Here is a 14,488-nt window from a genome sequence, read left to right as displayed (position 1 = left end):
GGCCTGCGATCGTTTGCCTGAGAACGTTTAGGACGTGGATGGTGGCGCAAACTCGCTATGAGTTACGCCACCGTCTCGCTTTCTTATGTCCTAAAACAGCAGCTTCAAGCCAAACTGAATCTGCCGCGAAGTAGTCGCAGTTGTTGTAATCACCCCAGCAGTTGGCGAGGGAGCAGCGGATGCCGAAGAATACACAACTGTGTTCGGAGTGCCGAAGTTTGTATGGTTCAGGATGTTGAAGAACTCGCTGCGGAACTGCACATTCAGCCGCTCAGTGATGGCCGTATTTTTTCTCAATGACAAATCAAGCGATGAAAGTCCAGGGCCGGTAAGCGTGTTGCGACCGAGGTTTCCATATGTACCGGATACAGGCACAATGAATGCCTGCGGGTTGAAATACTGCGAGGGTCCGCCCTCGATGACCTTGCCGCGAAAATCAGGATTGATGGAAGGGCGTACAGGATTGCGGCTGTCTCCATTGTTCGACGGATTGAAGCCAAGCTGCGGAGTAAATGACAGTCCGGATTGAAGATTGACGATCGCGCTCGTGCTCCATCCGCTCACCAGCTTTTCGTTCCATGAAGAGAGGCCGCGCAGCCATGTCTTGCCGGTCCCCAAGGGCAGTTCATAGGTGCCGTTAAGGACGGCAAGATGGCGCACATCAGTATTCGCAGGGCCGTAATCCAGTTGCGGCTCTGCCGGATACATTACGAAACCCGGTGCATTGGCCCCTACACTGCTATTCCATGCCGTGCCATTGTCGAGGTTCTTCGAGAATGTGTAGACGCCGCGGAACTGAAGCCCATGGTTAAACCGTCGGTTCACGTCGACCATCAAGCCGTTGTAGGAACTCACGCCTTCTGAAATCCACGTTGTGCTGTTAGCCAGATTTGGATTAGCAAACGCTGCGCCCTTTGGATAGTAGACTGTTCCAGCCGCCAGATTCGATGGGCACGGAGATGCTGGGCAGATGGTTGGAATTGGCTCGTTCACATCTTCGGAAAGAATCTGATGGTACCCGTGAGAGCCAACATAGCCGACAGTGAGTGAGGTGGCTGGAGCGATCTGCTGCTCGATATTCAGAGACCATGAAAGCAGTGTCGGTGTATAGGCGTCCGGCTGGATGCCGCTCGGCGAGATCAGAGTTCCCGCTGGAGGAGGCGTACCCGGAACAAAATTCAACTTCGACACAGCGATATTCTTGATGCTCTGCGTTGTATTGAAGGGAGCATTCTGGTCGAGACGGTAATCGAGGCTGTCGAGGAGCGCGCGATAGATTCCAAATCCGGCATGGACTACTGTTCCACCTTTCTGCGATGGAGTCCATGCGACGCCAATGCGCGGCTCGGGCAGAAACTTGGCGCGATTCGTTGTAAAGGCTGACGAGCCGATATGAGGTTGCGTCTCAAGCACGCCGTTCTCGTCGAAGACGAAGTTGGAGGCGCGTCCCTGCGCTTCATTCCAGCCGTTTGTCGATTCAAAACGGAAGCCAAGCCGCAATTCCAGATTAGGCCGCAACCGCAGTGTGTCCTGCGCAAACCCTGCGCCTTCAAGCGAACGCCAGCCAAGTTCTGTGGGCGAAGGAATCACAGTAAAGGTAGAAACAGTGCCCTGTAGAAATGCGCTCAGGCTGCCGAACGAGGCCTGTCCATATTGATACTGCGCGAGATTGCTATTCGATTGCAGCCGCTGCAGCCAGACACCTGCTTCCAGCTGATTCCGCCCATGAGAGACGTAAACATGATCGTCCCAGGTGAAGAGATTACGTGCGGCGTGCAGATTGCTTCCCGCATTTGTGCCGGCGAGGCTGATCTGCGATGCGCCATTCAGGGCCGTTCCACCGCCAATTACGATTGCGCCGATCGGTTTTCCGGCAACCCATCCGGGAAGATCGACCGGCGTCTCTCCGGTAAAGAAATATCCGCCACGCGAGAATCCGAAGCGGAACGTATTCAGAATGCGTGGTGAAAAAATGTGCTGTTCCTGCGCACTCAGGACCTGTTCGCGCAGGCTGATGTCCACGGTGCTCAGTGGATTCACGGTCGGAGTGTTTGCGGCAGAGTCGTCGATGGTGTAAACAGCAAAAGCCGAGTCCTTGTCGGAGATATTGTCGTCGAGGCGCGTCGTCCCAAAGTCCTCGCGGATGCGCTGGAGTGGATGATTGAATGCCTCGGCAATTCCGCCGCCCAGCTCAGGACCGTTCTGCTCAGGCCACAATGCTAGAAGTGGTTGCACGCTGGGCACTGCCTGCGCCCGCGCAGCGTTGTCCGGAACCAGGGTCACGTTCGACAAGCCAAGATTCTGCCGGAATCCCTCATAGTTCCCAAATAGCAGGATCTTGCTTTTTACAAGAGGACCACCAAGCGCCCCGCCAAACTGATTGCGCTGAAAGATCGGGATGTCATCCTGGTCGAAATAATTGCGGGCGTCAAGAGCGCTGTTGCGGATAAACTCGAACGCGCTGCCATGCAGTTGATTTGTGCCTGACGCGGTTACAATACTCACCTGAGCGCCGGTGCGCTTGCCGTACTCCGCGCCATAGGTGTCAGAGACGACATTAAATTCGCGCACGGCATCCACGCCCAGCAACTGCCCGCTCATGCCGCCCGGCGTCACGTTGATTTCTGAAGCTCCGGTATACTCGATGCCGTTCAGCAGGAAAAGATTGTCCTGCGGGCGTCGTCCGGCCACGGCAAACATGTTTCCCGGAGAAGAGTTCGACGTGCCGGTTGAGCCGGAACGCTGCCCGGTGTAATTCACGACTGCCGGATTGAGCGTGATCAACTCGTCAAAGCTGCGGCCATTCAGCGGTAACTCCTTTACCTGCCGTTCGCTCACGAGCCCGGAAATCGGCTGCGTTGTAGGGTTCAGAGTCTGCGGCGCATCCGTCACGGCCACCTGCTCACGCACCTCGCCCACAGCGAGTGACAGATCGACGACTGCGCTCTGGCCAATCACCAGATTTACACCGCTGCGTGTCGCCGTGTTGAAACCCTCTTTTTCGGCTGTCACTTCGTAGCGGCCCACCGGCACTGAGGGCGCCGCATAGTGGCCTTCGCCATCGCTTGCGACCTTGCGAACGGCCCCAGTCTCAAGGTTCCGCACCGTTATGGCGGCCTGCGGAACAGCCGCTCCGGAAGCATCCTGTACAGTTCCTGTAATCGACGCTCCTACAACCTGAGCGGTTGCAGTGATGGCCAACCTGCTCGCAACGAAAATAGCCGACACAAAAAACAGGAGAGAGATCCCGCGTATAAGTCTTCTTCTCATAACAACTCCCAAAGCGTTTCAATTGTGTTCGTTAGGGATAACTAGCGAGATAGGCGGGATCAACAACAGCGCAGAGATAGATTGATTGGCTGGAAGGAAATATCAAATTGGAAAGTTATTCGCTTCATTCTCTCACCGGGAAAAGTAAAAACCGCTCGGAGATACCCAGCGGCTGCGGTGGAAATAAAGCCTTTACGGCAGGAAGGCTAATTCGCGGTCATGCAGGCGCGGATGCAACAGATGCTTGCGCCACAACAACCGATCATCCTGAAAACGCGAACCATGGTTTGTGTAGTGTACGGGCAATCATCTCGTAGGTCAAATCCCAATTTGACAGATTGGTCAATATGGGTGATTCTGAATGAACACATGGCTTCTATGCTTTGTACCTTCGCCTGTCGAATCGAGTGTCGCTGTTGTTCCAGCATCAGCGCATGTCGGCGAGGGTGTAGCCGCTGTCGATAGGATTTCTATCCAGTCAGCTTAAGCAGGTTAAGCAGGAATCAACCCACGCAGACAGTCCTGAGCGTGGGTTTTCTATTTCCCGCTCCATCTCCAGAAACGACACAAAGAGATTTCTAGCCATGGGTACAGCAGTCTACAGTCCATCCAGTCCAGATGCGGCAGCGCCGGCGCGGCTTACGCACCTCCAGATGCTTGAAGCAGAGAGCATCCACATCATCCGTGAGGTCGCGTCTGAATTCCAGAAGCCGGTAATGCTCTATTCCATCGGTAAGGATTCATCCGTCATGCTGCGGCTCGCGCAGAAGGCGTTTCATCCCGCGCCGATCCCGTTTCCGCTGCTGCATGTGGATACGGGATACAAATTCCGCGAGATGCTCACCTTCCGCGACAATTACACGCGCGAGCTTGGTTTAAATCTCATCGTCTGGCGCAATGAAGATGCGATTGCGAAAGGCGCGAACCCTATCGCGCTGGGCACTCAGCGCTGCTGCGGGTTTCTGAAGACGCAGGCCCTGCTCGACGGCCTGCGAGCGCACGGTTTTGATGCGGCATTCGGTGGAGCGCGCCGCGATGAAGAACGCTCGCGAGCCAAAGAACGCATCTTCTCTTTCCGTGACAGCGCTGGACAGTGGGACCCGAAAAACCAGCGCCCGGAATTGTGGAACCTCTATAACGGACGCATCGGCCCCGGCGAAAGCATCCGCGTATTTCCGCTCTCCAACTGGACCGAGCTCGATATCTGGCATTACATCCACCTGGAAAAAATTCCCATTGTGCCGCTCTACTTTGCGAAAGAACGCCGCATGCTGGTGCGCGGCGACAGCCTCATTCCGGTAGAGCAGCCATTTGTAAAGGGACTCCCTGGTGAAGAGCAATGGGTGCGCTGCCGCCTGCGCTCGCTCGGATGCAGTCCATGCACCGGCGCTATCCGCTCCGACGCCGATACGCTGCCGAAGATCATCGCCGAGCTGATTTCCTTCCGGTCCTCGGAGCGTGCAAACCGCATCATCGATCACGACCAGGACGGCTCCATGGAGATCAAGAAACGCGAGGGCTACTTCTGATGCCGCAGGATTTTTCAGTGCTCGACGAAGCCCCCGAAACTGCCGTTCCGTTCGAGATCGAAGATTTTCTCGTCTCCGAACAGCAGAAAGACCTTCTGCGCTTTACCACGGCGGGCAGCGTTGACGACGGCAAGTCCACGCTGATCGGCCGCCTGCTTTACGATTCGCGCAGCGTCTATGAAGACCAGATCAAGGCGGTCACGCGCAGCCACTCCGGCGACGCAAGCGCGATTGACTTTGCGCAGCTTACAGACGGTCTTCGCGCCGAGCGCGAGCAGGGAATCACCATCGATGTTGCCTACCGCTTCTTCGCAACGCCGAAGCGTAAGTTCATCATCGCCGACACGCCCGGCCACGAGCAGTACACCCGCAATATGGTCACTGGCGCATCGACCGCAGAACTGGCCATCGTTCTCGTCGACGCGCGCAAAGGCATCCTCACACAATCGCGCCGTCATGCCTTTATTGCGTCGCTGCTGGGCATTCGTCATGTGGTTGCGGCCATCAACAAGATGGATCTCGCCGATTTTTCCGAAGCGGTGTTCGCGCAGCACCAGCGTGATCTGCAGGCGCTTGCCGAAAAGCTGGAAATTCCCGACCTGCTCTGCATCCCCATCAGCGCGCTCGACGGCGATAATGTCGTCACCCCCAGTGAGCGAACGCCCTGGTACTTTGGCCCTACGCTGCTCGATCATCTTGAGTCTGTGCCCATATCAGAGCGCTTGCAGGATGTGCCCTTCAGGCTTCCCGTACAGCGAGTAATCCGCCCACATCAGAATTTCCGCGGCTTTGCCGGGCAGATTGCATCCGGGACCATCAAGCCGGGCGACACCATCATCGCGCTGCCTTCGGGGCAGACCAGCCGCGTACAAGCCATTCACACTTTTGACGGCGAACTCGAAAACGCATTCGCTCCGCAGTCCGTCACGCTCACCCTCGAAGACGAAATCGACATCAGCCGCGGTGACCTGATCGCGAATCAGAAAAATGCGCCAATCAGCACAACGAAGTTTGAAGCGTCGCTGGTTTGGCTGCACGCTGAACCGTTTGCCGCGAACAAAACATATCTGTTGAAACATGCGTCGCAGATTGTGAAAGCGCAACTGAATGTGACGCGCCGACTTGAAGTCGATACGCTTGAGCACCAGGACGCGCGAACGCTTCAGTTGAACGAAATCGGTGAAGCCTCCATTCAAACGATCAGGCCTCTCTTCGTTGATGCCTACCGCGATAACCGTATCACCGGCAGCTTTATCCTGATCGATCCGGCAAACAATGCAACCGTTGGCGCCGGTATGGTGCGCGAGATTGCATCGGGTTATCACACAAGCCAAACGCAAGCGCAAGCCGTCTTATTGGTTCTGCCCGGCGAAGTCCTGGTCAGCGTTCTCGAAGAAAGACTCGCAGCCAGCGGCAGAGATGTTGTCATCACACACAGCGGGAAGCCGGAAGTATGGCGCGCGCTGCTTCGCGCTGGACTGACTGTGCTCGCGCCGTCCAAATCACAGGCTCAGGCGGAAATCATCACTCTCGGCCAGGATGGGCATGAATTGCTGCACCGCTCGTTTCCAAGTGCGCGGGCTGTTGGATTGAAGGCGCAGGCAGATGCTCTGTTGCAGGAGCTGGAGCAGTCAGGAGGACGCAATGGCTCTGAGTTTTGAAACTGGAATAAGCGTTGTGCTTGGTCTTGCAGCGAAAATCGCTGAAGCGCAATCGCTGGTTGCCGCAAATGTAACTGGATCTGCTACAGAATGCGTCACCTGCAGCTTTCAGGCTGAGGACATGGTTGTCCTGCACATGGTGAAAGCGATTCACCCGAGCGTGCCTGTGCTTTTCCTCGACACCGGCTACCATTTCGCGGAAACCTACGAATATCGCGACGAGATGGCTGCAGCATGGGGCTTGAATCTCATCAACCTCACACCACGCCAGACCGTGCTCGAGCAGGAAGCGCAATTCGGCATCCTCCACCAAACCGCGCCGGACCAGTGCTGCAAGCTGCGCAAGGTGGAACCGCTCTTCGCCGCGCTCGCAGGTTACGAAACGTGGTTCACCGGCATGCGCCGTGAACAGGCAAAGAGCCGCGCGCAACTACAGGCGCTCGATCACTTCACCCTGCCGGGCGGCAAGCAACTGCTCAAAATCAGCCCGCTCGCCGACTGGACTACCCGCGATGTCTGGAACTACGCGCAGGAGCACGGCATTTCGCTCCTGCCGCTCTATGACAAAGGCTATTCAAGCATCGGATGCGAGCCGTGCACGAGTTTGCCTTCAGACCCGAACGACCCGCGCTCCGGCCGCTGGTCAGGCCGCAAGCAGGAGTGCGGCATTCACATTCAGGCGCAATAATTCTTAGGTTTTGAAGGGACACGGCTTCAGCCGTGCCGTTCGAGTTCGGAATAAAAGGGGGCTTTAGCCCCTGATGGAAACAGCAGCAAGGCAAAATCATGGAACTGGCCATCGGCTTTCTCATCGCGTTCGCCATCGCAGTCACCGGAGTCGGCGCCGGCACCATCACCGCGCCCATTCTCGTGCTCTTTCTGCATGTGCCGTTGCCGCTCGCCGTGGGAACTGCCCTCGTCTACTCCGCTATTGTGAAGCTCATCGTCGTGCCCATCCAGATGTGGCGCAAGCAGGTCGTCTACCGCGCCGTGGGATACATGCTGCTCGGTGGCCTTCCCGGCGTCATCCTCGGAGTATGGCTCTTTCGCCGCGTCGTTGCGCGCGGACATGAAGGCATTCTCTACGCTGCGCTCGGCAGCATTATCGTTGTCACCTCTGGCTGGCATCTGTACAAAACATTCCGCGGGAGGAACACACCGAATGCAGTGCGCAACCATCCCAAATGGCTGGCTGTGCTCATGCTTCCTATTGGCGCTGAAGTTGGGTTCTCGTCCTCCGGTGCCGGCGCACTGGGCACCATCGCGCTGCTCGGCCTTACCACGTTGAGCGCGTCGCAAGTTGTAGGAACCGACCTGGCCTTCGGCCTCTGCCTCTCACTGGTTGGTGGCGGCCTGCACCTGCTCAGTCAGAACCTCGACGCTGCGTTGCTGGTGAAGCTCCTCGTTGGCGGCCTTTTCGGGGCCTTGGCGGGAAGCGCCCTTGCTCCGCGCCTGCCGAACCGGAAGCTTCGCCTTGTTTTAACGACGTGGCTCTTCCTGATCGGTGTGCAGTTCTGCTATCAGGCCGTGCACATCCGCACAGATGCGCAATCGCACGTAAAACACCTCTCAGCCACTCCGGATTTGCAGCGTGCCATGCTGCATCTTCCGAAAATTGCGAAACAATAGCCCACGGCCCGCTTTCTTCTGCATACTTAAATCAAGAGGAGAAAGCTCACATTGAAGACCCCCGTCCATTGCCTGCTTGCTGCCACTCTGCTTTCATTCGCAATCGCTGCCCACACCCAGAATTTTTCTGACATCAAGCCATCGCCGCAGCAAACCGCATGGCAGGACCTCGAATTCGGCGTCATCATCCACTTCGGCACCAACACATTTCTTAATCGCGAATGGGGCGACGGCACGGCTGATCCGAAAGTCTTCAATCCATCCAGCGTCGATACCGACCAATGGATGAAAGCGGCGAAATCCGCAGGAGCAAAGTACGCCGTCCTCGTCGCCAAGCACCATGACGGCTTCGACCTCTGGCCGAGCGCGCAGACCGACTACGGAGTGAAAAGCAGTCCGTGGATGAACGGCAAAGGCGATCTCGTGCGCATGGCGTCGGACTCAGCCCGCGCCAACGGTCTAAAGTTCGGCATTTACTTGTCGCCATGGGACCGTCACGAGCCGAAATACAAAGACCCCAAAGCCTATGACGAGTTCTACCTCAAGCAGCTCGATGAACTGGCAACCAGTTATGGCAATCTCGTTGAGTTCTGGCTTGATGGAGCAGGCAGCGCTGGCCGCAAGTATGACTTCGAGAGCATCATCAACGAACTCCGCACCTATCAGCCGAACACCATGGTGTTTGCCGACGTCGCGCTCTTCAAATACGCCGATCTGCGCTGGGTAGGTACGGAAAGTGGAGCGATCTCATACGAAAACTGGAACGTTATCGACCGCACCGGCTATTTGCGCTGGCGTCCGATCGAAGCCGACACACCGCTGCACAAGCTGCACTGGTTCTGGCACCCGAATGACGAAAGCACGCTCAAGAGCGTCAGTGAGTTGGTCGATGTCTACAACAATACCGTTGGCCACGGTGGCCAACTCATGCTCGGCATCGCGCCAGACAACACAGGCCGCCTGCCCGAAGCCGATGTAAAGCGTCTCAAGGAATTCGGCGACGCAATCCGGCAGCTTTACAGCCATAATCTCATCGTCGATGAACATGCCAAGCCTGCATCGCCTGATGAATACGCTGCTATCGACAACGATCCCGCCACGTTCTGGTCAGCTCCAGTCGGTTCGAATCATGCAACTGTGGAAGTTACATTTCCCAAACCCGTGACCTTTGATCGCGCGCTCACCATGGAATGGCTCAACGACGGCCAGCACATCCAGAAATACACAATTGAAATTTATAAGGACGGCGCGTGGCAGCCCATTGTCGAGGCACAGGCCATCGGTCACAAGAAGATCGACATCTTCCCGCCGGTCACCGCACAGCGCGTGCGTCTCAACCTGCTTTCTACCGTTGGCGAGGCGCACATCCGCGAGTTCCGGCTATTTGCGGACAATGCGAATGGAGGGCGCTGAAGGCCCCACGGCTTCATCCACCTTCTGCATGCCCGTAATTGTCAGCTTTTGCTCCAGTCCGGTAGTGGTATCGCCGGGCTGCGCGCCGCCGACAAACACTTTATAATCGCCTGCGGTTACGGCGCGCTGACCCTGTGCATCCACCATGCTCAACCCGCGCGCGTCCAGATCAAACGCAACGTGCGCTACCTGATGCGGTTCAATATGCACGCGCTTGAATCCAGCGAGCCAGTGGTTCGGATTGCCCGGCCCGTCAGGTGGCGTGATGTAAAGCTCGGCAACCTCATCTCCAGCCACCGCACTGGTATTCTCCACATCGACCGTCACATGTAGCGGCGCGCCCGCATTTAATTTCACCGCCGACAGTTTCAGGTTCTTGTATGCGAACTTTGAATAGCTCAGCCCATAACCGAACCCGTAAAGTGGCTTCTGCCGGAAGTAGCGATACGTCCGCCCTTCCATCGTGTAGTTGTCAAACGCGGGCAGTTGATCGACGGACTGATAAAACGTAACCGGCAAGCGTCCTGCCGGATTCACCGTCCCTGCCAACACGTCCGCAATCGCAGTGCCCCCGGCCTGTCCCGGATACCACGCCTCCAGAATCGCCGCCGCATGTTGCTGCGCCCAGTCCACCGCCAGCGCGCTGCCATTCAGCAAGACCACCACCAGCGGTTTATTTGTGCTGGCCAGCGCATCCAGCAGATCGCGCTGCACCTCGGGCAACGCAATGTCCGTGCGGTCGCCGCCGGAAAATCCGGGAATATGCACCGGCATCTCCTCGCCTTCAACTTCCGGTGAAAGGCCAACAAACGCAACAACTACATCTGCCTGGTTTGCTGTCTGGATCGCCTGCTGCCGCAGTTGCTCAACATCCGGCTTCCACTTCAGCCGAATGCCCGCGCCGTAGTCCGATCCAGAGCGCGAGTACTCCATTTTGAAGGGATGCGGCTTGGCGTCGTCGAAATGCACTGTAAACTTCAGCGGCCTTCCAGGATCATGCGGATCGTTACTGGCATCGCTGGCCACTTCCTTGCCGTCAAATGACACGCTGTAGGAATATGTTGACGCGCAATGCGGCTCGCAATTCGCGTGGTCTACCGTGAACGTCACATCGCCCGGAGCGAGCGGTTGAAAATTTCCCGTCCAGCGCACGCTGAATCCCTTCGCGCCCTGCACCGGAACGGGCACGACGCGATTCCAGTCGAAATCAATATGCGCGTCATGCTCCGTCGTTGCCGTGCCGCTAAAGTCTGGATTGGCAAAATATTCCGCTGCAAGCCCTGGATGCCCGTCTTTGTCGCTGAACACGCTGCTCGGCACAATCACCGGCAGTTCAGCCACCAGCGGCGATCCCTGCGAGAAGAGCACCTTCGGTCCCTTGTCGGCAAACTTCGCCTGCAAGCCCGCCAGCGGCGTCACCGGATGCATGGGCACGCCGTTGTAATTGCCTTCGAGCGATGTCAATGACTCCGCATTCGGCCCAATCACCGCAATCGTCTTTACAGAACTCGCCAGAGGCAGCGTGTTGTTGTCATTCTTCAGCAGGACCATCGACTCATGCGCCGCCTGGAGCGCCACCTCGGCATGTGCGGGCGTGGCATTCTCGCTCGCAGTAATCTGCGAATATGCGTTTGATCCCTGCGGATCAAAAAGCCCCAGCTTGAAGCGCGCCGTAAACAGCCGCGTCACTGCCTGGTTGATCGCTGCCTCATCAATCAGTCCTTGATGCACAGCATCTACCAAGGCGGCATATTCGGTGCCGCAGCTCAAGTCATCGCCTGCCTTCACTGCCGCTGCCGAAGCATGCGCCGCATCGGACGAAAAGTGGTGGCCGTTCTCGCTGAAGAAATCACTGATAGCGCCGCAGTCAGAAACCACATATCCGGTGAACTTCCAATCACTACGCAGCCTTTTCACCAGCAGGTCCTGGTTCGCGCACGCTGGCGAGCCATTCACGCTGTTGTACGCGCACATAATGGAATCAGCTTTCGCGTCCACCATCGCCATGCGAAATGCAGGCAGGTAAGTATCCTCTACATCGTGTGGCGACGGATCGATATTCACCGAGTGCCGCGTTGATTCCGGCCCGCTATGCACCGCATAGTGCTTGGCTGTGGCAATCGTTTTAAAAATCTTCGGATTATCGCCCTGCATGCCTTTGATGAAGGCAGCGCCCATCTGTCCTGTCAGATAAGGGTCTTCGCCATATGTTTCCTGGCCGCGTCCCCAGCGTGGATCGCGGAAAATGTTGATGTTCGGTGACCAGAAATCCAGCCCGCGATAGATGCTGTGATCGTCCTCCGCCTGCGCCGCATTGAACTTCGCGCGTGCCTCAGTGGAAACCGTGTCGCCGATCTTCTGCTCAAGACCGGTGTCCCACGTTGCGGCCAGCCCAATCGCCTGCGGAAAGACCGTGGCATATCCAGCCCGCGCCACCCCATGCAGCGCCTCACTCCACCAGTCGTAGTCCGGAACCTGCAACCGCGGAATCGCTGCCGCGTGGTTCTGCATCTGCGAAACTTTTTCTTCGAGCGTCATGCGCGAAACCAGATCGGCAACCCGCTTTTCCAGCGGCTGAGATGGGTCGAGATAGACAGGCTTATCTGGAGTAGACTGGCTGAAGCCCGGAACGAATAGCGCAACGAATGCAACGGCAGAGATGAGAACGGAACGAATCTTCATAGGTTTGATGAACTTCCCGCACCAGTGTACAGATGCCAGAGAATTAATAAACCGATTTTCTTGATTAAAGTATCCATCGTTACCTTGAACGACAGCGTAATTGAAGATCGGCTCCAAAGTATTTTTGGTAGAAGCACCGGCCTTTAGGCCGGTGGAAAAGGATCAAAAATCCAAGGGCTTTAGCCCTGGTAAATCGCAACGAGGGAATTGTAGTGCGGATTTCGCTCTTCATCACCTGCTATAACGACACGCTCTTTCCTGAAACCGGTAAAAGCGTCGTCCGCCTGCTGGAACGTCTCGGCCATCAGGTTGACTTCCCGCTGGAGCAGACCTGCTGCGGTCAGATGCACTACAACACCGGCTATCAGGTGGAAGCCGCGCCGCTGATGCCGCGCTTCGTCGAGATATTCAAAGACGCCGAAGCCGTCTGCATCCCTTCGTCATCGTGCGTGGCCATGATTCGTGATCACTACCCGAAGATGGCCGAAGCGATAGGCGACCCTGGACTCCTCAAAGCTGTCGATGAATTGCTGCCGCGCATCTACGAACTCAGCGAGTTGCTGGTAAACAAGCTCGGGGTCGAAGACGTCAACGCCTATTACCCACATCGGGTCACGTATCATGCCAGTTGCCACTCGCTGCGCAGCCTGCATCTCAATGACCTGCCGCTGCGACTATTACGAAAAGTTCGCGGCATCGACCTCGTCGAGTTGCAGGGAATCGACCAGTGCTGCGGCTTCGGCGGCACCTTCGCTGTCAAAAACGGCGATGTCTCCGCAGCCATGCTCGCCGACAAGCTCCGCTGCGTCGAAAACACACGAGCTGAAGTCTGCACCGCGGTCGACAATTCCTGCCTCATGCACATCTTCGGCGGACTGCACCGCCAGCGTACCGGAATCAAGACTGTGCATCTCGCGGAAATTCTTGCGTCCACTGAAGAAGAGGCCAGCCAATGACCATCCGCGTAGGAGAAGCCGCCGAAGCGCCATCCTTCCAAAAAGCGGCATTCAAGCTGCTCGACGACGCGCAGCTGCGTAAGAACGTCCGCCACGCCACCGACGTCATCACCGGCAAGCGAGCCATCGTTGTTGGTGAACAGCACGATTGGCAGCAACTTCGCTCCGCAGCCAGCGCCATCAAGCAGCACACACTTGCGCATCTGGATGAGTATCTCCTGCAATTCGAAGCTGCCTGCACAGCAGCCGGTGGCCACGTCCACTGGGCGTCTGACGCCGATGAGGCCAACCGCATCATCATCGATCTGGTGAAGCAATACGGAGGAAAAGAGGTCATCAAGGTCAAGACCATGACCTCTGATGAGATCGGCCTCAATAAGGTATTCGAAGCGCATGGCATCCATCCGCACGAAACCGATCTTGCGGACATGATCGTGCAGCTTGGCCGAGACAAGCCATCGCATATCGTCGCGCCTGCATTGCACAAAAACCGTCAACAGGTGCGCGAAATCTTCATGCGCGAAATGGGCCTGCCTGAACTCACAGACGAACCTCAAGACCTGACCAACGCCGCGCGCAAATATCTCCGCAAAAAATTCCTCGAAGTGAAAGTCGGCTTCAGCGGGGCCAACTACCTGCTCGCAGACACCGGCGGCGTCTGCGTCGTCGAGTCCGAAGGCAACGGGCGTATGTGCCTTACGCTGCCCGACGTCCTCATCACTCTTGCAGGCATCGAGAAAGTTATTCCCTCATTCCGCGACCTTGAAGTCTTCCTCCAGCTTCTCCCGCGCTCCGCCACAGGCGAGCGAATGAATCCCTACAACTCTCTCTGGACGGGCGTACATAAAGGCGACGGGCCGCAGCACTTCCACGTCGTCCTGCTCGACAATGGACGCACACGCATCCTCGCCGACCCGGAAGCGCGGCAAACGCTGCACTGCATCCGTTGCGGAGCCTGCCTCAACACATGCCCCGTCTACCGCCAGACCGGTGGACACGCTTATGGATCCATCTATGCCGGTCCCATCGGCGCAATCCTTACACCACAGCTCTTCGACATGCAACACTCGCAGTCGCTGCCCTACGCCTCATCGCTTTGTGGGGCCTGCTACGAAGTCTGCCCGGTCAAGATCAATATCCCCGAAGTCCTCATCCACCTACGTGGCCGCGTCGTGCGCGAGCAGCAGAGTGCGGTGAATTTGGAAGCCATCGGGATGAAGACCATGGCGCACATCTTCTCCGGCCGCCGCCATTTTGAAGCCGCGCAGCGCCTCGGCCGAATCGGCCAGTGGCCCTTCGTGTCTGATGGATGGGTGAAACACCTGCCCGGAATGCTGGGGAACTGGAC

9 protein-coding genes are annotated in these 14,488 nt (G+C 57.1%); 7 read left to right on the top strand and 2 right to left on the bottom strand.

The genetic code is table 11. The features are described 5' to 3' along the window. Positions 1-90 precede the first annotated feature (90 nt). A complete protein-coding gene (locus VEV40_RS17920) occupies positions 91-3,270 on the bottom strand; it encodes a carboxypeptidase-like regulatory domain-containing protein (protein ID WP_324834311.1) in 3,180 nt (1,059 codons plus the stop codon). Positions 3,271-3,854: 584 nt separating this feature from the next. On the opposite strand from VEV40_RS17920, the gene cysD reads away from it, so the two are divergent. From cysD to VEV40_RS17895, 5 genes are all read left to right on the top strand, one after another. After that, the gene (gene cysD / locus VEV40_RS17915; RefSeq protein ID WP_324834309.1) at positions 3,855-4,799 is read left to right on the top strand and encodes a sulfate adenylyltransferase subunit CysD; all 945 of its coding nucleotides are present in this window, start codon (positions 3,855-3,857) and stop codon (positions 4,797-4,799) included. Beyond that, entirely contained in the window at positions 4,799-6,460 is a 1,662-nt protein-coding gene (gene cysN / locus VEV40_RS17910) for a sulfate adenylyltransferase subunit CysN (protein WP_324834308.1), read from the top strand. Before cysD ends, cysN begins: the two co-directional genes overlap by 1 nt. After that, on the top strand, positions 6,444-7,148 hold the full coding sequence (locus tag VEV40_RS17905) for a phosphoadenylyl-sulfate reductase (protein WP_324834306.1): 705 nt from the start codon (positions 6,444-6,446) through the stop codon (positions 7,146-7,148). Before cysN ends, VEV40_RS17905 begins: the two co-directional genes overlap by 17 nt. A gap of 98 nt (positions 7,149-7,246) precedes the next feature. Further along, entirely contained in the window at positions 7,247-8,089 is an 843-nt protein-coding gene (locus VEV40_RS17900; RefSeq protein WP_324834305.1) for a sulfite exporter TauE/SafE family protein, read from the top strand. Between the two features lie 51 nt (positions 8,090-8,140). Continuing rightward, complete coding sequence (locus tag VEV40_RS17895; RefSeq protein WP_324834304.1) at positions 8,141-9,502, top strand: alpha-L-fucosidase; 1,362 nt, start codon at positions 8,141-8,143, stop codon at positions 9,500-9,502. On the opposite strand, the gene VEV40_RS17890 is transcribed toward VEV40_RS17895, so the two are convergent. After that, entirely contained in the window at positions 9,470-12,184 is a 2,715-nt protein-coding gene (locus VEV40_RS17890) for a glycoside hydrolase family 3 C-terminal domain-containing protein (protein ID WP_324834303.1), read from the bottom strand. The genes VEV40_RS17895 and VEV40_RS17890 overlap by 33 nt on opposite strands. 212 nt (positions 12,185-12,396) lie before the next feature. Between VEV40_RS17890 and VEV40_RS17885 the strand changes: the two genes are divergently transcribed. Both VEV40_RS17885 and VEV40_RS17880 read left to right on the top strand, forming a co-directional pair. Continuing rightward, positions 12,397-13,140, top strand: a complete 744-nt coding sequence (locus tag VEV40_RS17885) for a (Fe-S)-binding protein (protein ID WP_324834301.1) — start codon at positions 12,397-12,399, stop codon at positions 13,138-13,140. Beyond that, positions 13,137-14,488: LutB/LldF family L-lactate oxidation iron-sulfur protein (locus tag VEV40_RS17880; RefSeq protein ID WP_324834300.1), on the top strand; the 1,352-nt coding region annotated here is incomplete at its 3' end. The genes VEV40_RS17885 and VEV40_RS17880, both read left to right, overlap by 4 nt.

Source organism: Alloacidobacterium sp. (assembly GCF_035631355.1).
Lineage (GTDB): Bacteria > Acidobacteriota > Terriglobia > Terriglobales > Acidobacteriaceae > Alloacidobacterium.
Note: the sequence above shows the minus strand (reverse complement) of the source record. Positions and strands in the feature narration are given on the sequence as shown.

Coding starts and splice junctions, on each gene's coding strand:
- VEV40_RS17920 (WP_324834311.1), bottom strand. CDS start 3,270: ATGAGAAGAAGACTTATACGCGGGATCTCTCTCCTGTTTTTTGTGTCG.
- cysD (WP_324834309.1), top strand. CDS start 3,855: ATGGGTACAGCAGTCTACAGTCCATCCAGTCCAGATGCGGCAGCGCCG.
- cysN (WP_324834308.1), top strand. CDS start 4,799: ATGCCGCAGGATTTTTCAGTGCTCGACGAAGCCCCCGAAACTGCCGTT.
- VEV40_RS17905 (WP_324834306.1), top strand. CDS start 6,444: ATGGCTCTGAGTTTTGAAACTGGAATAAGCGTTGTGCTTGGTCTTGCA.
- VEV40_RS17900 (WP_324834305.1), top strand. CDS start 7,247: ATGGAACTGGCCATCGGCTTTCTCATCGCGTTCGCCATCGCAGTCACC.
- VEV40_RS17890 (WP_324834303.1), bottom strand. CDS start 12,184: ATGAAGATTCGTTCCGTTCTCATCTCTGCCGTTGCATTCGTTGCGCTA.